We start from the raw sequence: 24793 nt of genomic DNA, 5'->3' as shown, positions 1-24793 counted from the left end.
ATAGTGTGTTAAGCTATTTTTTATTACCTATTTTGATAAATCAATTTTTTTGAAATGATAACGAAGTGTGCGCCAGTCATTAGGCGCAAGGTTATCAATCATTAAAAAAAGAGTTCTTCTTTTACCATTTCGCCGTGATTTTAAATTAATAATGATTATGTAACGAAGTAGTAGTGGTTTTCGCGTTAAATACCAACGCTGTTTGTACCAATAAATTTGGTGTATATATTCAAATAGCGCAAATTCACCTTTTATAGTTTTGAAATAGCAAATACTACGCCACCATTCGATTATTAAGATTAATATTAAAATAAAAGTATAACTATTTAATGAAGTATGCGCTAATTGCAATAAGCAAAAAATAATCAAAATAAGATAAAAGCAGGTTGCACTCAAAAATTGTAATAACGAAGGGGTAAGTTTTGTGCTCCACATATTAATCTTGTTTAAATTGATAAAATCACAATTATCTATTCGTTTTATCAGTTTTATTTAAAAATATAAAAATATTGTGAGATAATACACAAAATAATTTGAAAATTTACTAACTTTTGAGAACCTATCAATTAGTTGTTTAACCTGTAGCAAACCTATGTAGTATTTAATATCTGATCTATTAAGTTCTGCTAAAAAAATTAAGTTATAAACTAATAAGTAATGGAATATGAAAGTGAAAATATATTAAAGGTAAATTTCTTTTTTTAATTTAATATGTTAATAATTGTTTAATGGATTTAAACAATTTTTTAAGCATGGGTTAGCGTCGCTTTTTATTTTGAGTCTTTTCGAGTAAGTAGTATACTCATCGGCTAAAATGGATTGAGATCAATTAATACAGTTTTATTATCTTTCTTTGATTTAAAATCAATTGGATAGGAATGATTTGTGATAATATTAAAAATATTAAAATTTTGCCTTAAACTTATAATCGGTTTAGTACTTTGTGGCTTAGTGATAGGTATCGCTGGCTACAGTTATTATTCTAAAGATCTGCCTGATGTAGCGACTTTAAAAGATGTTCGCTTGCAAACCCCAATGCAAGTATTAAGTAAAGATGGTGAACTAATCGCTATTTTTGGTGAACGTCGCCGAATTCCTCTAAAATATGATGAAATCCCACCGATTGTCGTTAATGCTGTTATAGCTACCGAAGATGCACGTTTCCATGAGCATTTTGGGATTGATCCTATCGGTATTGTGCGTGCTATGTATATCGGGTTGAAGGATAAGAGCTTTTCACAAGGTGGTAGTACTATCACTCAACAAGTGGCGAAAAACTTCTTTTTAACACCAGAAAAAAGTATTTCTCGTAAAGTAAAAGAGATGATTATTGCAATTCGTATGGAGCGAGAATTATCTAAAGACGAGATAATGGCGTTATATCTTAATATGATCAACTTTGGTTCGCGTGCTTATGGTGTGGCTGCTGCTTCATATACTTTCTTTGGTAAAACGCCAGATCAGTTGACTATCGATGAAGCGGCACTACTAGCTGGTCTACCCAATGCGCCTTCTGCCTATAATCCAATTTCCCACCCAGAAAAAGCATTAACAAGACGTAATTGGGTTTTAGGTCGTATGCTTGATCAAAATTATATTACTCAAGCGCAATATGATGAAGCGACTAAGAAGCCTTTAAATGCAAGTTATCATACGCCAAAAATTGAATTTTCTGCGCCATATGTTGCTGAAATGGCAAGACAGTTTATGTTCGATAAATTTGGTGAGAACGCTTATACCGATGGTTATAAAGTTTATACCACCATATCTAAGACAGATCAGGTGGCAGCAACAGAATCAATACAAAAGCATATTATTGATTATGACATGCGACATGGCTATCGTGGGCCTGAAAAAGTGTTATGGCAAAATAATGAACCGGCACTGAGTGACGAGAAAATTCAAGAAGCTTTACATAAATATATTTGCTATAGCGGGATGTGCCCAGCCGTGGTTCTAGAATCATCTGATAAGGAAGCAAAAGCAGTATTATCCGATAAAAGTAATATTACTATTGCCTTTCAAGATATGAAATGGGCGCGAAAATTTATCAGTGATAATCAACAAGGTGCCTCGCCGAGAAAGGTTAATGATACTTTAAAACCAGGTCAGCTGATTTGGGTTAAAAAATCTGGTGAGAATTGGGCATTAGCGCAAATTCCAGCAGTTAACGCTGCACTGGTTTCTCTGGATTCTGATAATGGTGCAATTAAGGCGATTGTTGGTGGTTATGATTTCAATTTAAGTAAATTTAATCGTGCAACACAAGCTTTACGTCAACTAGGTTCTAATATAAAACCATTTGTGTATACGGCTACGTTAGAGAAAGGGCTAACGATGGCGACGCTACTTAATGATGCGCCGATCGTTCGTACAACAGGTAGTGTGACTTGGCGTCCAAAAAATTCACCGCCTACTTATGCTGGTCCATTAAGAATGCGAATTGGTTTAGGGATGTCTAAAAATGTGATGATGGTACGTGCATTACGCGCAATCGGTATCGATTATGCTGCCACGTATTTAGAACGTTTTGGATTCCCAAAAGAGAATATTTCACATAATGAATCACTTGCTTTAGGTTCAGCTTCATTTACGCCATTGCAGGTTGCACGTGCTTATTCCGTTATTGTTAATGGTGGGTATTTAATTACGCCTTACTTGATCGAAAAAATTGAATATGACAATGATAGTGGCGTAATTTATCAGCATCAACCATTGATTGCTTGTCATAACTGTAAAGATGAAGTGGTAAAATTTGATTCTGTTTCAGTATCGTTAGATAACGTTGAAAACGAATCAAATGAGACGGGTAGTGAAGAGCCTGAAGAGGCAAATCTTAAAACAGAAGATAATTTAATCTTACCTAATATTAATAAAGACAATAAAACCACTGATGTTACACCTAAATATGCACCACACACCGTTGATAGTGGTATTGCATATATTATGAAAGATGGACTAAGAACAATTGTTTTTGGCGGTTCGGATTGGCAAGGTACTGCTTGGCGTGTAAAAGCATTAGGTCGTAAGGATGTTGGTGGTAAAACGGGTACAACTAACCAATCGAAAGACGTTTGGTTTTCTGGATTCGGTGGTAACATTGTTACCTCGGTCTGGATGGGATTTGATGACCACCGACGTGCTTTAGGTCGAACTTTCCGCGCTGAAGCCGGTGCAGTTACCGCTAATCCTATTTGGGTTGACTATATGAAAGTTGCTCTTAAAGATGTACCTGAAAAACAAGATGTAAAACCGGATAATGTTATTTCTGTTACTATCGATCAGCGAACCGGTATGTTACCAGGTTCTGGAGCGAGAACGATGTCAGAATACTTTATCAAGGGAACCGAGCCAACTACCTATGGATCGCAAGAAGTTGGTACCAGCGTGAAGGATTCACAAGGTAATACGCAAGAACTATTCTAAGTAAGGTTTTTATATGAATGGTTCTATAAGAATTATTGGTGGAAAATGGCGCGGAAGAAAGTTGTCAGTACTTGATAAACAAGGCTTGCGACCAACCACAGATAGAGTAAAAGAGACTTTGTATAACTGGCTAATGCCAGTTATACAAAATAGTGTTTGTTTGGATTGTTTTTCTGGTAGTGGATCATTAGGTTTTGAAGCCGCATCACGCGGTGCTCAAAATGTCACATTATTAGAGAAAGATAAACAAGTTGCCAATCAGCTTAAGAAAAATAAGCAGTTGATTGCATGTGATAATGTCGAAATTTATTCGACAGATACTTTTCAATGGCTTGATAGACCAGCCCAAAGACAATTTGATATTGTATTTATCGATCCGCCTTTTCATTATTCTTTAATCGAGAAAACACTAGGGCTTCTTGAGAATAACCATTGGCTAAGCCCATCTGCTTATATTTATATCGAATCTGAGCTGGGGCATGTTTTTAATATTCCATCAAATTGGTATTTGCATCGAGAGAAGACAGCAGGGCAAGTTCATAGCTATTTATTTATACGAGAAGAAAGATAATGTTCATACTTTTAGGTAAACTAGTCTATTTATTTATATGGTTATTTTTATTATTTAATCTTGTTCATCCGTTTCCTAAACCAGCAAATATTCTCGCTTATATAGGATTGGTTGCTTTTACACTTATTCATGGATTACAAGCATGGATATTACAATCAACAATGGTTAATCAAGAAAAAGAACAGGATAAATTTAAAGCACTTAGATTTTTTATTTTTGGTGTTTTTGAAGCACTTAGCTGGAAAAACAAAAAATAAAGAATAAAATAGGTTGTCAGATATAAATATTTTTGTATAATGCTCACCACTTCTTTCGAAGCGTTCAATATGCGGGAATAGCTCAGTTGGTAGAGCGCAACCTTGCCAAGGTTGAGGTCGCGAGTTCGAACCTCGTTTCCCGCTCCAAGTCAAGATTTATAGTTTTTTATAATCACACAATTAAGAATTTTTATCTTTTAGTATCAGTTATTAAGCTTTGTTTTTATATCATTAAAGAGTATTTATGTGTATTATAATCTATTCGTAAGTGGCACAACCAACGGATCATTAAATAGAACAAGCTGTTTACTGTATTTTTGACTGTTTTTTAGTTCTATCTATCAATAATTGGAATCTCTTTTTTCTATTTTATTTTGGCTTCACACCCTTGTTTTCTATGGGTTAGAATAGCTATACTATTTAGCATAATTATAAAAGATTTAAACAATAAGTTGTGCTTATTAATTAAAGTTAAATCCACAACTTCTTGATGGAATAAAAAACTGCATTAAATAGTATAGTTATGAAGTGTAAGGCAGATTTATTTATCTGTTACCAATTGTTATCTTCGGTTATATTAAAAATTGATAAATTTTGTTATGATGACAACCAGAATAGACAATCAAAATTAATAGATATTTTAAGGTCTTTATGGCAGTCATTGATACCCCAAAAGAGCATTCGCTTTCAAAAAAAGGCAATAATACTAAAATGGCATTGATCCGCAGTGGTGTGGAGGCTATGACCATCAATGGTTATGTATCTTCAAATATTGAAAATATTTTAAAAAAAGTTGGTGTGCCAAAAGGATCTTTTTATTATTACTTCAAAAGCAAAGAAGATTTCGGTAAAGCAATCATAGAAAGTTATGATAGTTTTTTTCGTTATAAGTTAGATAAACACCTTTTAAATGAGTCAATTGAATTGCCTTTATCTCGAATTAAGTCGTTTTATGAAGATGCAAAATTGAGTATGGCAAAATATAATTTTGATAGGGGCTGCTTAATCGGAGAATTAACACAAGAGGAGTCGCTTTTACCCGAAGGTTATAGCACTTTATTAGTGGATATTTTACAAAGCTGGCAGCAGAAAATAGCAATTTGTTTGCAACAAGCTCAGAAAATAAAAGAAATAAAATCTAATGTCAATTGTGAAGAGCTTGCGGTATTTTTCTGGTTAGGCTGGGAAGGTGCGGTCACTCGTTCTAAATTGATTAAGAATGCCGAACCGCTTGATATATTTATGCGACAGTTTTTACTATCTATAAAATCCGAACCTTCAGATTAATTATTATATTTTTGTTTCTTTATTCATTTTACTAACAGATTAGAGCAAAAACTCACGTTTGTTGACTTGGCTCTTTCCTCTTAAATTGCCCCTATACAGCATATAAATAATTAACCTTACAAATTCTATTGATCATTACTAGACGATCGGTCTATAATTATTAGACCGATTGTCTAGTAATGATTGCTAAGGAATAAAATATGCTGTTTAAAACCATTCTATTAGAAAAAAATGATACCAAATTCTCTTGCGAGGTTAGTTCTCTCTCAAAAAAAGAATTATTTAAACAAGAAGGCGATACACTTATTCAAGTTCAGTATTCAAGCCTAAATTATAAAGATGCATTAGCTATCACTAATAAAGGACCCGTGGTAAGGATGTGGCCAATGATTCCGGGAATTGATGGTGTTGGGACGGTTATTCACAGCGTCAATCGCCAATATAAAGAAGGCGATTCTGTTATTTTAAATGGCTGGGGGTGCGGTGAGACACATTGGGGATGTTTAAGCCAATATGCTTATTTAAAATCAGACTGGTTAATTCCTTTACCACCTAATATGACACCACAACAAGCAATGAATATTGGTACCGCTGGTTATACGGCAGCATTATGTGTGCAATGCATTATTGATCATGGCGTTAAACCAGAGCAAGGTCGTATTTTAGTTACAGGAGCAACAGGAGGAGTTGGTTCTATCGCAATTATGCTACTGGCTAAATTAGGTTATTCAATAACAGCGGCTACATCTAAAATGCAGGATACGGACTATTTATACCAACTTGGTGCTAGTCATTGCATTGATAGAAAAATACTAAGTGAGTCAGGGAAACCATTGCAAAAGGAACAATGGATAGCTGCTATTGATGTATTAGGATCACATACTTTAGCAAATATTTGTGCCCAAATTCAATATGGTGGCATTGTTGCTGCTTGTGGCTTGGCTCAAGGTTTGGATTTTCCATCAACTGTTGCTCCGTTTATTTTAAGAGGGATAACATTAGCAGGGATTGATAGTGTTATGACCCCTTATCAAAAACGTATTGCAGCATGGAATTTTCTTGCAACGTACTTAGATGCACAACAACTTAATCATATCGCTAATATTATTACCTTGGATCAATGTCAACTAGCTGCTGAGAATATGTTCTCAGGGAGAATCAAAGGTCGGTTTATTGTTGATGTAAACCAATAACATCCAGCTAAACACTAATTTGATAAATCGACAATACGTACTATGGATAGATGATTAACATAACAGAGGACACTCCTAATGAGCCAACTATTTAATAAATTAACTTTAAGATCTGGGGCAGTATTAAAAAATAGAATTGTCATGGCGCCAATGACAATTGAATCCGCTTTTTTTGATGGTAGCGTTACGCAAGAGATGATCGATTATTATGCATTACGCTCGGGTGATGCGGCCGCTATCATTGTCGAGAGTGCTTTTGTTGAAAACTATGGAAGAGCTTTTCCTGGTGCACTTGGGATTGATCACGACAGTAAAATAGAAGGTCTAAAACAATTAGCTGAGGCAATTAAAGTCAAAGGTTCTAAAGCGATTATACAAATCTATCATGCTGGTAGAATGGCTAATCCTGAATATAATGGTGGTCATCAGCCGATCTCTGCTAGCCCAGTGGCTGCGCTTAGGGATAATGCAGTAACACCATTGCAAATGACGTCAGAGCAAATTGAATTAATGATTGAAAATTTTGCGCAAGCAGTCAAACGTGCTTTATTAGCAAATTTTGATGGCATTGAAATTCATGGTGCAAATACCTACCTGATTCAGCAATTTTTTTCACCTCATTCCAATCAAAGATCAGATAAGTGGGGTGGAGATATTGAAAAAAGGTCGTCTTTTCCCTTAGCGATATTGAAAAGAGTCCACCAAATTATACAGGAATATGGTAAAAGTGATTTTATTGTCGGTTATCGCTTCTCACCAGAAGAAATTGAACAACCGGGGATTCGTTTTTCTGATTCCATGTATCTTTTAAATAAATTGAGTTCTTATGGTTTGGACTATATCCATTTCTCTATGGGCAATTGGGATAGAACATCTATTGTTGATACTGATAATAAACAGCAACTTATTAGCCAATATCGTAAACTACAATCAACCACTTTAGCGAAAATTCCAGTTATTGGTGTAGGTGGTATAGCACAAGGTATTGATGCAGAAAATGCACTATTGAGTGGTTATGATCTTGTTAGTATTGGTAAAGGTTATTTGGTTGAACCTACGTGGGCAACGAAAGTTAAAAATAATGAGCTATGTGCTACTTTTGCTGATATCACGCAAAGACAACAACTTAAAATCCCATTCCCATTATGGCATGTTATGGATTTTATGATTGTTGATAGTTTAGCTGAACAGCAAAAATATCAAAAAATTAAAGCATTACAAAATATTGACATTCGTTTTAATGCAGGTAAATACACCGCCTTCGGTCGAGGACATAATGGTGAACTACCGATTACAGTCACCTTCTCTGAAAATAAGATTCTAGATATTTTAGTTGATCAATCTAAAGAGTCAGAAGGTATTGCTAATCCAGCATTTGAGCGTATACCTCAACAAATTATTGATGGACAAACTCTTAACGTTGATGTGATTTCAGGTGCAACGGTCAGCAGTCAAGCTGTTATTAATGGTGTTGCTCAGGCGGTTGATATGGCAGGAGGCAACTCGGAAGCACTACGTTATCGAGCGAAAGTACCTGTAGAGTGGTCATCTCAGCTTATAGAAGAAACGGTGGATATTGTTGTTGTCGGTGGTGGTGGTGCTGGATTAAGCGCAGCGTTATCAGCTATTGATAAAGGGAAAACTGTTATTTTATTAGAAAAATTTCCGGCAATTGGAGGTAATACAATTCGTACTGGAGGTTGGGTTAATGCCGCCGAACCAGAATGGCAAAAACAATTCCCTAGTTTAGCTGGAGAAAAACAAACACTCGTTGAGCTTATCAATATGCCTGAATCAGAGTTTACAGCTGAATATCTACAAGACTTTCAAATATTAAAACAGCAAATAAAAGAATACCTAGCAAAAACCGAGCAAGGTGATTTTCTATTTGATTCTACTGAGCTGCACAGAATTCAAACCTATTTAGGTGGTAAAAGAACGGCTCTTAATGGACAAATTATTTACGGCCAATATGATTTAGTAAAAACGCTCACCAACCGTTCAATGGAATCAATTCATTGGCTAACGGAAAAAGGCGTTGACTTTGATCGAAGCGTAGTAGAAATTCCTGTGGGTGCCTTATGGCGTAGAAGTCATAAACCAAAACGTCCGAAGGGGGTTGAGTTCATTAATGTATTACAACAACGTATTGAAGAAAAAGGTGGGCGAATCATAGTAGATACTAAAGCAGAAAAACTGATCTTAAAAGATAGTAAAGTTATTGGCATTGAAGCGAAGCAAGCTAATGGTTCAAAAATGATTATTCATGTAAATAATGGCGTTATTCTAGCCTGTGGCGGTTTTGGTGCCAACACACAAATGATTAAACAATATAATACCTATTGGAAAGAAATCGCGGATGATATAAAAACAACTAACTCACCTGCTTTGGTTGGTGATGGTATCAAAATGGGAGAAGAAGTTGGTGCTGATTTAGTTGGTATGGGGTTTGTACAACTTATGCCAGTAGGAGACCCTAAATCTGGTGCATTACTTACCGGGCTAATCGTTCCACCTGAGAACTTCGTTTTTATTAATCAACAAGGTAAACGGTTTATAAATGAGTGTGAAAGCCGAGATATTTTATCGCAAGCCTTTATAGATAATGGCGGTTTAGTTTATATGATAGCAGACGAAAAAATTCGACAAACAGCAGCGAATACTTCAGACGAAACTATTGAAAGAGAAATTAAAGAAGGTATTATTTATCAGGCTGATTCTTTAGAAGAATTAGCCGATAAAATTGGTGTGCCTGCGTCTTCATTAATAGAAACCATAAATAAATATAACAATTATGTTACACAAGGAAAAGATCCTGAGTTTCATAAAAGTGCATTGAGTTTAAAAGTAGAACAAGCCCCATTTTATGCCACACCAAGAAAACCCTCTGTTCATCATACAATGGGTGGGCTTAAAATTGATACTTATGCTCGAGTAATTAATAAACAGGGTAATGTTATTAGTGGATTATATGCTGCGGGGGAAGTTGCTGGTGGAATTCATGCCGGTAATCGTTTAGGTGGTAATGCCTTAATTGATATTTTTACCTATGGTCGAATCGCAGGCGAAAGCGCGGCTGCGTCGATTTAAATAAGAGATGTCATTAAATAAAAGAAGGATGATCACCATTCATTCTTCTTTTAAATTACACTCTCCGCCAAAAATATAAGGTGTCCTAGTAATGAATAGATATGAGGCGAACTTTCCTCTGATGGGAACAATGATTAATCTACTTATTTATCATACTCATGGTGAAAAAGTCCTTAACGAAGCTTATAATTTACTATTAGAATTTGAAACGCGTTTTACTGTAAACCGAACACACTCCGAGTTAATGGAAATCAATAAAAATGCAGGAAGAAAACCGATATATGTTAAAGAGGATATTTTTGAGTTAATTAAACTAAGTAAAAATATAAGTATACAAGCTAATAACCCATTCAACATCGCAATCGGTCCATTAGTTAAGGCTTGGCGAATAGGTTTCAATAACGCAAAGCACCCAACTGATCAAGAAATAGCTGATTGCCTATCATTAGTTAATCCCAAAAATATTTTACTCAATCAAAAAGATAAAACTATTTATCTAACAAAAGAGAGAATGGAACTTGATTTGGGTTCAATTGCTAAAGGCTATTTTGCTGATCAAATAAAAAAAATATTTCTCAATCATGGAGTAAGTAGTGGGTTTATTGATTTAGGAGGAAATGTACTGACTATTGGTTGTTCACCCAATAATCTCAATAATAACTGGGTTGTGGGTATTCAAAATCCTTTTAAGCCACGTGGTAATATGATTTGTGCTGTTCTAACAAAAGATTGCTCTGTTGTAACATCTGGAATTTATGAACGATTTCTTTCTGTTGATAATAAACGTTATCACCATATACTTGATTCAATTACTGGAGCGCCTATTATTACTAATATTGCGAGTATTACTATTATTTCAAAGCAATCTCTTGATGGTGAAATATGGAGTACTGCTGGTTTCCTGTCAAACGCTCAGCAAAGTATCGAATTTTTAAATCAGCAAACGAATATTGAAGCTATTGTTATTACTTGTGATGAAAGGATCTACCTAACTAATGGGCTTGTTCGAAATAATCTCTGTATTCAGAAAATAGTAGAGTAATAACCTTAATAGATAATTATAAACCCTTCAAATTTAATATATTAAAGGGTTTATTAATATAAAATACTACTTACTAGTTCTGTTGATATAACAGATAATATCTGGATTTATCTTATTAATGGTATCTTTGGGTAATGTTGTATCCTTTAATCGACAAATATTGGTTGTACCATAATCTTCATTTTTTTCATGGGCATTAGTTCTTGCCCATACGGTTACATGAGCATAATCTTGATTATCACATTTTTTTTCTGTTAGATTAAAAGCATGAATCGAATTTCTGGGAATATATAATAAAGCATCCTTTGAAGGGGTTGTTGGCGCCCAATAACTATCTAAATCCACTATTTTAGATCCTTCTAATTGAATAACTAATTGATTTGGCAATGAAGATAATAAGGTAAAAATATTTTCTTCTGGAGAGACAACAAACTGTTTAATTCCATCATTACATGATGGTTCTCGAATTGTATAATAGATTTCATTTGTGTCATGATGATGATAAGGGTAAAAAGTGTTACCTGATTGAACTGTCATACCAATTTCAGCTCCTACTGCTTCACCATTAATTGAATCAATTTGTAGCAACCCCCAATGTCCCATAATTTCAGCATAAGCATAACCCGCACGAAAATTTTCATCTCCTGTGTGTTGGTTTCTTTCTGTATTTGTTGAGTACATCGGAACCCAACCGACACTAGCCCAAAGAGTAGGAAGTGCTCTGGCACTGATATCATTTACAAAATTTAGTGGCATTTTGATAGAATCATCAGTTGTAACTGAATAAAATTGTTCTGAAAACTTAGTACCAGCGGTTTGAATTTGAACTTTGTCACTATTTTGATAGTATTTATGTAATGATGGTCGTTTTAACCACATAGCAACATCTGATTGTCTTTCTAATGTGTCATTAGGACTATATAATCCATCTATTCTTTTTTGTGGTGAAAAACATTGAAACGCTTTTTCTTTATTATGGACAATTGTATACAAATGCTTAACAAGTACTTGTACATCCCGGTTATCCATAATACATTGGCGTATTGGTTTATTTGGTGAGATAGACGAACCTGTTTGTATAATAGCGGTGTCAGAATTTGTGCAATCAGGTGACTGAGATGTACTTAGTGCTTCTGCTAAAGTACCTAAATATATGATGGTTTCATCCCACAATTTATCAACTAGTATTTTTTCTTCATCAGAATAATTCTGTGGAGCATTACGACAAATAAATTTAGCATTTTCAATAGACTTTGAATCAATAAAACTAGGAACATCCGTTTTAGCTAAAGTATTCATACTACAAAAGACTAGCATGATCAGAGCGAGTTGTTTTTTCATAAAATTCCTTATTTATATATTGAGTATAAAAATACTTCTTTAGTTCAATTTATTAAACAATAAAATAGACCGGTTGTCTATGAATGTTTTTTTGGTAATTCCAATAGATGTTAACGATGGTTTTAGCTTCATGCTAATAAATGATGGTTAGTTTAGATTTATTTATAGGTAATATGCATTTAGGTATAAAAGTATAATGAGTAAAGTATACAATATATTAAATTTTATATTTTAAGTTGTTACTTTTGAAAATAGTATTATGCCTATTTTAGTCGTTATATTAACCAATAAAAAACTTTTATAGGATATAAAAATATCCTTGTTATCACTCAAATAAATTAATTTTGCCTTAAAGAGCTATCGATAAAGATGTTTTCTTAATCGCTCAATAATGCAGAATTGATCTAACTAAATGATTATAAAATACCTTATTGATTTACTATAACTAGGATGTAGTAAGTAACGATAGAACAAAACAAGGCTGTTAACTACAACATTACGATAGATAATGCGATGACTATTCATCAGCAAACAGAATCTTTTTTTTCGTAGATACCTTTTAACAATAACGACTACGATTTAGCTGATGCAGTCAGGAAAGCCGATGCTAACTACATCAACAAGAAAATGTCTAGCTATTATTTGTGTCGCACTTAATACTGTTGATGCAGTTTTTTGTGAAAAACTCTTTTATGCTGGTTTGTCAAATAAATCGTTTTTACTAAAGCATTGGGCGCGCTAGGCGATAACGATCTTATCAGTTAATAGAAATGATTTAGGTTAGCTCACATACCGCATAACGATTTAAAGTCTTTTCCCTTGTGCATTCTAGGTGATTTGTATTGGTTAACCGCTCTCTCATATTAAAATAGGTATACAATAGAAAGTGCTACATTAGTACTATATAGTTTTTTTAAAATGATTACATTTCAATGAATTAAATTTAAATAAAAAAGAACGATTCCCGCTCCAATTTCATCTTAACACAAAATTTTTTCTGAAATTTTTTAGATGTTTTATTATTTAATCTGGAATAAAAAACGATTAATTCTTAATGAATTTTGTGGAATTTTAAGCTTTATAATTAAATAAGCTAGCCGTTATGGTTAACTTATTTACAATTAAAACATTATTATTTTTGTATTCATTAATTAATAAGTTAATAATGAATAATTATGCTGTTTCTGGTTTTTAACACCCACAAAGCAACAATACAAATAAATTGATACATTAGCAACAGATCTCATTGCTGGAATTTGAAATTCTTGCTATTAAAAGCAGTAATTAAAATTTTATAAACACGATTATTTTTGTCCTAATTAGAAACTATCAGTCGTTTTAAAACCTCCGCCACCTGTTGATGAGCTGGATGAAAACCCACTGTCACTTGATGAACTATAAGATGACGAGGAGGAAGAACTCGAAGAGGAAGATGAGCTCGAATAGGAAGATGATGATGATGAGCGTGAAGAGGATGAAGAGAAAGAAGAAGATCTCCTTGATGATGAATCGTCACTCGCCCATCCTGAATTATGATTAGATGATTTTAATTCTCTCCTTATTGCTCTATACCCAAAAAGGGTTTGAACAACTGTTTCTGGAAAAATTTGATTGCTAAATAACTGGTTTAATAAATCATTAAGCTTGAACGATGGTATGTTATATTCATAAATTGAGCTAGGAATATTGTTTTCCCTAAATAAATAAAATGTTTGTTCAAAACGATTATAAACATTGTCTAATTCGTTAAGCGTTTTTAATAACGAGGCAAGATATGCATCAATATCAAGTATTTGTTTATTTATCGCGACAATTCTTTCTAATAATTTATCATCTTCTGTTGATTTAGTTTGTAAAGTTAAATCATTAAGTTGACTTAGAGATTGTTTTTGTAACAGTTTAACTAATTGATTTGAAATTAGTTTAAACTGCGAATTATTGCCTTTTTGAAGCTCTTGTAAGGTATTTTCTGTATTTTGTTTCTGTTTTTTATAATGTGCTAAATCTTGCTCAGTTAGCGCAATTGTTTTTTTCAATTTAGATAAATTTAGGTTAGTATCAACCTCGCGTTCTTTACGCTCTTTTGCTTTTAATGCTTGCTCATATGCTCGTTTTTTATTATTAAACCGTAACTGAGATTCTTTATATAAATCTTTAAGCATTTTATGATTTTTGAAATTTTCTGAAAAATTGATAAACCTTGCTACCCATGAGTCTAAATAACGAAATATTTTGAAGGCTTTATAATTTTTCTCTCCAAAGCGACGATTAATTAAATAATTGTAATAGTAATTTTGTTGATATTGTTTCAATTTGGTTGAAAATTCTTGTTGTGAACTTTTGAAGTTTTTTGTTTCTTTGGTTAGCTCGTCTTTAGTAATGTTATAATTATTTAATAGTGATAGATAATCTGCATCACTTTCAAGTTGTCGAATCTTTTCCGCGGTTAATTCATCTAATTTTAATAATGTTTCATCCATTTTTTGTTGGGAATCAGCAATAAAATGATCTAAATTTCCGGATTTATTTTTTAAATTACAGTTTAAATCCTTTAACTGTTTAATGATTTTCTGAATTTCCAAATCGTTATTTTGGGGAGATTCTAATAGATAAATAGTCGCTATCTTTTGATAAATCTCTACTTGTTTATTTGTCAAATCAAGGATTTTTTGACGAGAGTTTTGCACCTCGTTATTAGTTTTCTCGATTGCACTAAAGATTTCCTGAAGTTTTATTTCAATACTTCGTTCAATATTGCTAGATTGCATATTTACCACTCTAAAATCCTACCTGTTTTAACTGTATTAGGACAGTTAAATTCTAGACGACCAATTGGTTTTTTACATAATTTATTTTCATCAATATGCCCATCGGCAATTTTATCTCTTTTAACCTTATTAAATTCTTTTTGAGAAACCTGCTGACCAAACATATCTACGAGTTTCGTTTCACCTGTTTCAATACTGGTTACCCATAGCGGTGTTGCTATTCCGGATGATGTTGTTGGTGTGACAATCACATACCAAGATTTACCGTTTGTTTTTTCGTGGGTACGCTCAACTCCTGATTTATAATTAGGTTTGTCAACAATAGTAAGTGTCAAATTAGTTTGAGCTAGATTGAAATAATAAGACATCATTTGTTGATAATTTTCAAACTTATCAAAGTTGAGATTTTTTAGGTCAGCTTGTAAATCACTTTGTAAAGCAATAACCGGTACCATATCCGACTTCGGAACTTTTAGGGCTAATAATTTCTGATTATCAATCTGAATTTTATTTATAATGGTTTTTGCTCGTTCAGTGGAATTGTAAAGTGTTTCAATTTGATTGAAATCGATAACTCTTTGTCCTTGATTAAGATTATCAAGAACGGTATCGACTGCATTTTGTAGTACGTGATACTCTTTGCTTGTTTTTATAAACTCATCATCATCTATTAAATTAGCTAGCCGCTTATCATCTTCCAATAATTTTTTTAATATATTTAATTGAGTTCTAATATCCGACAATTTAGTGGTTACTGAGTCATTAATTTGCTTAAATTGTTTAACTAAATCATTTTCATCATCTGTAATAAAAGCCCCGTTAATGGTTGGCTTGGTGACTGTGGGAATAATTTTCTGGCTAAGTAGATTAGAAATTGAGGTCTTTAAATTTTTTACTGGAATCTGCGCATAATGAACAGAAGTTTTATCAATTTGCTTAAACTCGTTGCGTAATTCTGCTAATGAATCTTCCGACGCTAATATTTGACTATAGTAACTATCAATTTCTTGTCTAACGTCTCTTGTATAGATTAAATTATTAAAAAAGATTAAGGCTAAAATAAATAAGAATATGCTAAAAAGGCTAAATATTAACTTTCTTTTGATATAACAACGAACTAGAAAATGTTGAAACCAAGGACGTTTAGGTGCAACAAACCGTAACCGATTATCAAACCAAAGATCGATTCCTTCATCAACGATTTTATCGTCCACAATTTGACCTTTGGCTTCATAGAAGGTTTTAATGTTTTCTTTTAAATTAGCTCGTAATCCTTCGCGGTCAAGGTGCTCAAGTAGTAATTGTTGTTTTTGATATAATTCATCAATTATTGCCATTGCACCTAGTTGGTCACTAAGTTTAACATCCTGCATTAACCATCAACCTTCAAGATAATATTATTAAAGCGCTGTTTTCCATCTTCCACTATACGATCGATTTCTTTAGCATTATCAATCGATTCATTTCTTAGCTCTGTAATTAATTGTTGGCTTGATTCTTGATAATTGACAATGGCTTCAACTAATGCACGTAAAGAATCAGCTTTAATCGTCGAACCATAACCAGCTCTTAAACCTTCTTCAAGTTGCTTATTAGCTGAAGTAGCAATACTTTCAATGCCTTTATTCATACCATCTTTCATTGCTTCTAGTGTTTTAGTGCTTTCGCTCAAACCTGTCAATGAAGTTATAGAAGCGCTTAATGCAGTAAATACAATTTCGTTGGTTGAAAAAAAGCTTACACTTTGTTGGTAGACACGCTCTTTTATGGAGGTTGTTTGTTGCAATCTTGCAAATACTGCTTCGGCAGAATTATAAGAAACGGTTAAATTATTGGCGAGATCTAAGATGATTTGATAACGGCTATCTTCTTGTTGTACATTGCGTAGTGCTTCGTCTCTAGCAAGTTCTAATCGTCCTCGAGCGACATGATCATCACCTGTAAAATTATCAACTTGAGCAATGGCGTCGGTTAATTTTTGTTTGCGTTCTTCAAGACGACCTGTCGCAATTTGCAGTACTTCTTCAGCAACGATTTGAGCTTGTTTCAGTCCAAAACGGAAATCTTGGTAGGCGTTTAAAATAATATGTTCACGCTCGACTTGATTACTTGTTTCTTTAGAAACATCTAAATAGGTTTTTTTGATTAAACTAAAACGATCAGGAATAGAACCACGTTGAAATGTCATCCAACCCATTTTAATTTTTTCCAAAAAATCTAACTTTCCGTCATCTAACCAACCAAGCATTTTTTCCATATCGGTACGAATACTATCAAAATGCTTAACAATATTAGAATAGCGATCAGAAACATGTACGCCATCAATTTGTTCCCGGACTACTTCATTAAATGCACTTTGTTGTTGCAAAGTGTGAGCAATGGCGATAATACGATTTTTATCAATTTCAGCAACATTATCCAATAACTTTAAAATTGGCGCATCAGCCTGAGGTTTAACCATGATGCCGATTTTATTCAACAACTGTACTGCTCTATCTACATATGAAACTATTTGACTAGACATGTTTAATATTCCTTTAACTATTGTTCCTTAGTTAATTAAGAAAACTAAAAAGATTATATATCACTAGAAAAGTTATCACAAATTAGGATTAATTAGTTGTGAAATATAAATTTTAATTAAACTGTGATAAAAAACTAAGCTAAAGATGAACAAGGTAATAATATCCAAATTATTGAATATACCTAGATTTGACTTCCTCCTAGTTCTATAGGCCTAGAAGGAGGTCCATTTTAATTTCATTTGCATCTTTTTTATAATTTTGCTAACTTTTCCTGCCAGTATTCTTGATATTGTGGCAAGCGTTTTTGTGCAGTTTGGTACACCTGTTTTAGTTCAGTAGTATCGAGTTTTCTTTTCATTCTCTCCAATGCATAATCTAGTTTTTTCTGCTGCATATATGCCATAAACAATAGTGAGGCATCATAGACTTCGCCCATATCCGGTGTGATTTTTTCAAGCTGCTTGATTGCCCGATAATTATCATCCTTATAAATCCCGGCTCTTAAAGCTTCATCCAAATAGATTATACCGGGCTTGGATTTATCAATATTTGGGCTTCCTTTGGGACTATCGAAGTAATAGTGTTGTTTTCGCAGTGCGAGTAATTTTTCTTTATCAGGCGCTTGTTTGTTCATTGCAACAGCAATCTTAGCAAAATCCATTACACCATAAATTAGTTGAGCTTGGTTTTTACCATAAATTCCCATACCCACTTGATAAGGGGTGCCACTGAAATCAATCACGACCTTTTTACCAAAACGGTACGCTTGTTCAGTGCCCCAAATGATAAAAGAGTGGACACCTATGTTATTTTGCACTTTATGAAATTGGATAATAGCGTCGAAAATGTAGGGATTCGTTATCGTTAATGGGGCAAAAACAAATACTTTCCACAATGAATCATCAGAATCTAATTCATCGAGATCAAACCCGCGTTTTTTAGCTTGTAATGGTGTAATGATACAAGGTGGATTTTCGATAAAATCTTGCTCATCGATGATTAACGTTTCGGAATCGCTTTTTGGTTTATGTGGTGTAAATTCAATTTTATTACCCACCGCTTTATTTTTTTCATTCAATGCTTCCCAAACCAGATCATGAAAATCAGCATAAATTAGTTTTTCGTCGAAATCGCTAGCAGAATTAAATAACTCTTTAATTTTTCTTAAAGCTTTTATACTTTTTATATCCGTATCATCTTCAAAGCCAAACCAAAATAAACGGCTGGCAATCTCTATAATCTTATTACTATTATGGTACATTGAACCATGTTGGAAAAATTCAGTTAATGCAGCAAGATTCTGTGGTACTTTATAATATTGACTTGATAAACCACCAGATAACCAGTCAAAACTCAATTTTAACAAGGCAATTGCGACCGCTGTTTCTGGTGTTATACCCCAATGTTTTGCAAGAATATTGCTAAAACGGCTTGCTAAAAATTCATGTTCACCGTCAGTTTCATTAGCATATTTGATTGCCACATCCATATATTTCACATCGGTCATGGCAAGTGAAATGGCGGCAAATGCTCCCGCTACCGATGATTCTTCATCCTGTAAATCTAAACTGTAGTGATATTGATACATAGTTAATTCAACAAACTCTCGAATTTTATCATGTAAGCTTTCATACATGGCAGCTTTGCGGAAAAAGGCATGTGAATTACTGGCCAGCCCAGGGTATTGTTTGATAATGCGAGCAAATTCAGGATAGTATTCAGGCTTGGCAACAAAATAAATATGAAGCCAATAACCCTCAAATATTTTTGAATAACCTTTTGCCATTAAGCTATTTAAATAATCAAGCGCATCGGAATATGCCTGTTCACTTTCTTGTTTAAAGCGTAAGTAAATTTCACCGCCCCATGGCATGGCTCTGGCGATAATGGTGTCAGTTTCACAAAATACATCAGTTTCAGTAAAAGTATCATAAAAACGTTCGGTTTCTGATTGATTGTCTGAATCGTCTTTTTTTCCTGGCTTGCTATCTCTAATGCCCAGCTTATCCCACGTTTGTTTTTGTAGAATTGCTGGTTCATATCCTTTATCAACTAAGTATTTGATATGTACATCTGCATATTTAAATGCAAAATTTTCCCATTCAAACTGTAAATCAACTAAACGCCATTTGTTATAATCAAGATTGCAGTATTTTGTTAACAGAGAACATCCTTTCGATTCAGCCTCTTTCTCACCTGAATAAAGATATTTTTTTATTAATGCTAAAATTCTATCGGTATCATAATTATCAATAATGCCATTATAGGCAAAATATTCATCAATCGTGTCAGTTAGCAAATCTACATCATATTCATCTGATTGCTCCAGATATTTTAGGTCTCTTTCAAGCTCAAGTATCTTGGTTTGTCGGTAGGTTTGTTCTATTGGTGTTTCGATAAAAATATTGTCCTTATTGCAGAAAGCAATTCTAAAATAATGATCTGTAATACCTTCAAAAAAACCACTATCCAGCATTTTCTGGAGTTTTTCGGTAAGTAGTGGGATAAAATATTGATTATTTATCTGATCACTATACTGAAGCGCATTATACTCTAGATCATTGATAGCAAATGATCGATAACTTTTGGGATTCTCGCCTCGAATTAAAGCGAGTATTCTTAGATATCCTTCATCGAAGGTAATATAAAAACCATAAACATGATTTGGTAATTTGTAAGCTGGAATATTATCTTCACCACCAGCTCGAATTGTGTCAACAATGTATCGTAATGCGCTAACTATTTTATCCACCATTTGTACCGGATAATCGGTAAGATATTGTTCAGCCAGATGATGAATAGAAACAGGACTGGTTTGATAACGATTAAAAATATATTTTAATACACCTTTAGATTCTCGTTCAGCTATTTGAATATTTGGATCAAGAATTGTTGAAAAATAAGTAATGCAATCAAAATGTATCGGAGCTATTTTCTCTATAAATTTTGAAAATATAATTCCTACAGTATTTTTGACTAAGGTATTAAATACTTCTATAGACGGACTTAATGTTTTCAATTCTTTAAATGTTGCTACCACATCAAAATTCACGCCCTGTTTTATATAGTTTCGAGATAATTCTCTTAAATCCAGATATTCTTTGCTACTTTTGGGTGATTGACTCACGTGTATTGGCGGCGACTCAATTACAGATTTTGCGGATGATGGACTAACCGATGTATTGGTTGATTTTGATATGTTTTTTTTTACAGAGGGTTTACGTAACTCGTCAAAATCAAATGGGTTAGGTTCACCTTCATCAACCCATTCGTCGAGGTAAAACCATGGTTTTTCTTTACCGTCATCAATCACATCTTTGGGGGGAATGGGTTTTGGGTGGTTTTTCGGTTTTGGGGCATCGGGCATTTTGATAATTTGACTTAATCGGGCTATCGCGGGCAATAGGGTTGTTGGTATGTTTTTTTCTTGGTAACCCTTTTTAATTTTTGATTTTATTATTTTGACGGCTTCTTTTTCTGCTTCCTCCTGCGAGGCAAAAGTCTTAGTATGCTTTTGCCCTTCGGTTCCAACCGCACCGTAAAGCACCGTGTAAAGGTTATCTTTTTGCTCGATATACCAAAATTTATTATTCACTTCATCAATGCATTCAAAATATTGATTCATTGTTTTATGTTTTCCTTATACTTATCTTTTTTATATTTATTAGAATAATTTGAATTTATCCTGTTAATTGGGGCTTAAGCCCCAATTAGTAAACCTTTTTATTAATTATAATTTGGCTAACTTTTCCTGCCAGTATTCTTGATATTGTGGCAGGCGTTTTTGTGCAGTTTGGTACACCTGTTTTAGTTCAGTAGTATCGAGTTTTCTTTCCATTCTCTCCAATGCATAATCTAGTTTTTTCTGCTGCATATATGCCCTAAACAGTAGTGAGGCATCATAGGCTTCGCCCATATCCGGGGTGATTTTTTCAAGCTGTTTGATTGCCCGATAATTATCATCCTTCAAAACTCCGGCGGCTATAGCTTCATCCAAATACATCATACCGGGCTTGGAGTAATCAATGTTTGGGCTTCCTTTTGGACTATCGAAGTAATAGTATTGTTTTCGCAGTGCGAATAATTTCTCTTTATCGGGCGCTTGTTTGTTCATTGCTTCTGCAATCTTAGCAAAATCCATTACACCATAAATTAGCTGAGCTTGGTTTTTACCATAAATTCCCATACCCACTTGATAAGGTGTGCCACTAAAATCAATCACGACCCTTTTACCAAAACAGTAAGCTTTTTCAGCGCCCCAAATGATAACAGAGCGGGCACCTATGTCATTTCGCACCTTATAATATTGGATAATAGCGTCGAAAATATAGGGATTAGTTATCGTTAATGGGGCAAAAATAACGGCTATCCATGAGGAATCACAAGTTTCTAATTCTCTAACATTAAACCCACGCTTTTTAGCTTGCAAGGGTGTAATAACACATGGTGGATTTTCAATAAAATCTTGGTCAACTATTGTTGACGCTTCAGATTCGCTTTCATATTTAGGTGGGAGATTATAGATAATTGGTTGACCTCTAACTTCTCCTTCTTCCTCAAGAGCTTCTAAAACTAAATTATAAAAATCAGCATAAATCAATTTCTCTTGCGGATCAGTCGCATTATTAAATAATTTTTTTAACTTTTTAAGACTATCACTAGGTTTACCAAAAAGATATTTTACTAAATAACTCAATTTACAATATGGATTTTTTGGCTCGTTCATACTGTAATAATCGGTCAAACTAGCTAAATTTTGCGGAATTTTATAAAATTGACTGGATAATTCATACATATGTTGACCTTGAGTTAATTGCAATAGAGCAATCGCAACCGCAGTTTCGGGCGTAATACCCCAATATTTTTCAAGAACAATACCAAAATTACCTGCCAAATATTCATGGTCACCATCGGTTTCAAGTGCAAATTTAATAGCCAAATCCATATGTTTCACATCCGTCATTGCCAGGGCAATAGCAGCAAATGCTCCGGCGACTGAATTATATTCATCTTGTAAATCAAAACTATAATCAAGTTCATACATGGTTAAGTCAACAAACTCTCTTATTTTATCATGTAAACTTTCGTACATGGCTGCTTTGCGGAAAAAGACATGTGAACAACAGGCGATTCCTCCTGCCCCTAGCTCTAATTCTTCAAAGTCTTCATATTCTTCAACGTATTTAGCGAATTCAGAATAGTATTCAGGCTTGGCAACAAAATAAATATGAAGCCAATGCCCCTCAAAGATTTTTGAATAACCTTTTGCCATTAAGTTATTTAAATAATCAAGCGCATCGGAATATGCCTGTTCGCTTTCTTGTTTAAAGCGTAAATAAATTTCTCCGTCAGTTGGCATGGCTCTGGCGATAATAGTGTCAGTTTCACAAAAAACATCAGTTTCAGTAAAAGTATCATAAAAACGTTCGGTTTCTGATTGATCGTCTGGATCGTCTTTTTTTTCTAGTTTAATATCAGGCTTGTTATCAATAATGCCCAGTTTATCCCATGCTTGTTTTTGTATAATTGCTGGTTCATATCCTTTATCAACTAAGCATTCAACACCGTTATAAGCATATTTATAACTAAAATTTTCCCATTCAAACTGTAAAGAAACTAAACTCCATTTGTTATAATCAAAATCTTTGTATTTCCTTAACAGAGAACGTCCTTTCGATTCAGCCTCTTTTTCACATGAATAAATATATTTCTTTAGTAATGCTAAAATTCTATCGGTATCGTATTGCTCAATAACGCCATTAAGGGCAAAATATTCCTCAATCGTGTCAGTTAGCAAATCTGCATAATATTCTTCTGATTGCTCGAGATATTTTAGGTCGCTTTCAAGCTTAAATATCCTTGTTTGTCGGTAGGTTTGTTCTATTGGTATTTCAATAAGAATATTATCTGTTTGGAAAAGGGCAATTCTGAAATATTTATCAGTCATACCACCAAAAAAACCATCATCCAGCATTTTTTGAAGTTTTTCGGTAAGTAATGGAACAAAGTATTGATTATTTATCTCAACGCCATAACTAGTCCCATCATATTCTAGCTCATTTAGACTTTCTGAATAATAGCGTTTGGAATTTCGTTCATTGAATAAAGCATATATTTCCAGCGTTTTATAATCAAAGGTGATATTAAAGCCACAAACATTTTCAGGGAATTTGTTAGCTGGAGTATTTTTTTCATCTTCTTCTGTCTGGGTAGTTTCAAAAATACTCTGTAATGCGTTAACTATTTTATCCACCATTTGTACCGGATAATCGGTAAGATATTGTTCAGCCAGATAATGGATTGATTCGGAATGAGTCTGATAACGGTCATAAATATATTTCATCACACCTTGCGCAAAGATTTCTTGGAAAAGAATTTCTGGATCTCTGATTCTCAAAAGATAAGGAATGCAATCAAAGTGAATCGGTGATATTTTCTTCATAAATTTTGAAAATATCATTTGAAGCATATCTTTGATGAAAATTTGAAATTCCTTATTGTTTGGACTTAACGCTTTTAATTGTTCGAACTTAGCTTCAATATCGAACTGCTCACCTTGCTTTATATATTTCCGTAACAAAACTTTTAAGTTATCAAATTCTTGTTCTTGTGGTGTTTTGGTGACTGTCTCTTTTTTAATCGGAGTATTACTTTGTTTTGGTGGTTGTTTAACTGGAGCAACTTTTTTAGGCGGAACCTTACGTAACTCTTCAAAATCAAATGGGTTAGGTTGACCTTCACCAACCCATTCGTCGAGGTAAAACCATGGTTTTTCTTTACCGTCATCAATCACATCTTTGGGTGGTGTGGGTTTGGGGTGGTTTTTCGGTTTTGGGGCATCGGGCATTTTGATGATTGTTTTTTCTGTACAGGTTGATTGTTCAAGCGTTGGTGGAATTGCTTTTTCCTCATATCCCTTTTTGATTTTTGATTTGATCAGTTTGTTGGCTTCTTTTTCCGCATCGGCAGGCGATGAAAACGTTTTAACTTGTGTTTGTCCTTTTGTACCTATCTTACCAAATACGATTGTTAGGGATTCGTCTTGTTGGGTGATATACCAAAATTTGTTTGATAATGTATCTTTAAACTCCAGATAATATTTCATTTCCTATATTCCTAATTATAATTCTATGTCAGTTCTTATAAATAAATTGAAAAGTAATTAATATAACTTTTTAGTTTATAAAATTTTGATTATAAAAACGACCATTATGTGTGTGTTGATTTAATAAAACCGAGATGAAGAATTTTATTCCTATAAATTATGTTATTGACTAATTTTTAACAATAATT

Annotated in this window: 15 protein-coding genes and 1 tRNA gene; 9 read left to right on the top strand and 7 right to left on the bottom strand. The window is 33.6% G+C overall.

Going from position 1 to position 24793, the window contains the following annotated elements; translation table 11 throughout:
- Positions 1–27: 27 nt before the first annotated feature.
- The gene (locus tag GYM76_RS06730) at positions 28–435 is read right to left on the bottom strand and encodes a protein YgfX (RefSeq protein WP_220224983.1); all 408 of its coding nucleotides are present in this window, start codon (positions 433–435) and stop codon (positions 28–30) included.
- A gap of 450 nt (positions 436–885) precedes the next feature.
- Here GYM76_RS06730 and GYM76_RS06725 point away from each other — a divergent pair, with 450 nt between their 5' ends.
- The 8 genes from GYM76_RS06725 (at position 886) to GYM76_RS06690 (ending at position 10866) form a co-directional block, all read left to right on the top strand.
- Positions 886–3426, top strand: coding sequence for a penicillin-binding protein 1A (locus GYM76_RS06725; protein ID WP_220224982.1), 2541 nt, complete (start codon positions 886–888; stop codon positions 3424–3426).
- A gap of 13 nt (positions 3427–3439) precedes the next feature.
- Positions 3440–3997: a 16S rRNA (guanine(966)-N(2))-methyltransferase RsmD gene (rsmD, locus tag GYM76_RS06720; protein ID WP_220224981.1), complete on the top strand. Its 558-nt coding sequence runs from the start codon at positions 3440–3442 to the stop codon at positions 3995–3997.
- Entirely contained in the window at positions 3997–4254 is a 258-nt protein-coding gene (locus tag GYM76_RS06715; RefSeq protein WP_065563094.1) for a DUF1145 domain-containing protein, read from the top strand. Before rsmD ends, GYM76_RS06715 begins: the two co-directional genes overlap by 1 nt.
- A 71-nt stretch (positions 4255–4325) precedes the next feature.
- Positions 4326–4401, top strand: a tRNA-Gly gene (locus GYM76_RS06710).
- A 504-nt stretch (positions 4402–4905) separates the two neighbouring features.
- A complete protein-coding gene (locus GYM76_RS06705) occupies positions 4906–5541 on the top strand; it encodes a TetR/AcrR family transcriptional regulator (RefSeq protein WP_065563093.1) in 636 nt (211 codons plus the stop codon).
- A gap of 203 nt (positions 5542–5744) precedes the next feature.
- Positions 5745–6734, top strand: a complete 990-nt coding sequence (locus GYM76_RS06700) for an MDR family oxidoreductase (protein WP_065563108.1) — start codon at positions 5745–5747, stop codon at positions 6732–6734.
- A gap of 78 nt (positions 6735–6812) precedes the next feature.
- A complete protein-coding gene (locus GYM76_RS06695; RefSeq protein WP_220224980.1) occupies positions 6813–9824 on the top strand; it encodes a flavocytochrome c in 3012 nt (1003 codons plus the stop codon).
- A 91-nt stretch (positions 9825–9915) separates the two neighbouring features.
- Complete coding sequence (locus GYM76_RS06690; RefSeq protein WP_220224979.1) at positions 9916–10866, top strand: FAD:protein FMN transferase; 951 nt, start codon at positions 9916–9918, stop codon at positions 10864–10866.
- A 66-nt stretch (positions 10867–10932) separates the two neighbouring features.
- Here the strand turns inward: GYM76_RS06690 and GYM76_RS06685 are convergent, their stop codons facing one another.
- The gene (locus tag GYM76_RS06685; RefSeq protein WP_065563091.1) at positions 10933–12207 is read right to left on the bottom strand and encodes a dimethylsulfonioproprionate lyase family protein; all 1275 of its coding nucleotides are present in this window, start codon (positions 12205–12207) and stop codon (positions 10933–10935) included.
- Positions 12208–12811: 604 nt separating this feature from the next.
- Between GYM76_RS06685 and GYM76_RS06680 the strand changes: the two genes are divergently transcribed.
- Entirely contained in the window at positions 12812–12949 is a 138-nt protein-coding gene (locus GYM76_RS06680; RefSeq protein ID WP_176701530.1) for a hypothetical protein, read from the top strand.
- A 577-nt stretch (positions 12950–13526) separates the two neighbouring features.
- Here the strand turns inward: GYM76_RS06680 and GYM76_RS06675 are convergent.
- From GYM76_RS06675 to GYM76_RS06655, 5 genes are all read right to left on the bottom strand, one after another.
- Positions 13527–14984, bottom strand: a complete 1458-nt coding sequence (locus tag GYM76_RS06675) for a hypothetical protein (RefSeq protein ID WP_220224978.1) — start codon at positions 14982–14984, stop codon at positions 13527–13529.
- Complete coding sequence (locus GYM76_RS06670) at positions 14978–16348, bottom strand: DUF6384 family protein (protein ID WP_220224977.1); 1371 nt, start codon at positions 16346–16348, stop codon at positions 14978–14980. Before GYM76_RS06670 ends, GYM76_RS06675 begins: the two co-directional genes overlap by 7 nt.
- Positions 16348–17499: a merozoite surface protein 3b gene (locus GYM76_RS06665; RefSeq protein WP_065734366.1), complete on the bottom strand. Its 1152-nt coding sequence runs from the start codon at positions 17497–17499 to the stop codon at positions 16348–16350. The genes GYM76_RS06670 and GYM76_RS06665 overlap by 1 nt, the downstream gene beginning before the upstream one ends.
- Before the next feature lie 251 nt (positions 17500–17750).
- Positions 17751–21125, bottom strand: a complete 3375-nt coding sequence (locus GYM76_RS06660) for a DUF6138 family protein (protein WP_220224976.1) — start codon at positions 21123–21125, stop codon at positions 17751–17753.
- Positions 21126–21230: 105 nt separating this feature from the next.
- On the bottom strand, positions 21231–24605 hold the full coding sequence (locus GYM76_RS06655; RefSeq protein ID WP_220224975.1) for a DUF6138 family protein: 3375 nt from the start codon (positions 24603–24605) through the stop codon (positions 21231–21233).
- Positions 24606–24793 lie beyond the last annotated feature (188 nt).

This window comes from Gilliamella sp. ESL0443 (assembly GCF_019469165.1).
Classification (GTDB): Bacteria; Pseudomonadota; Gammaproteobacteria; order Enterobacterales; family Orbaceae; genus Gilliamella; species Gilliamella apicola_E.
Note: the sequence above shows the minus strand (reverse complement) of the source record. Positions and strands in the feature narration are given on the sequence as shown.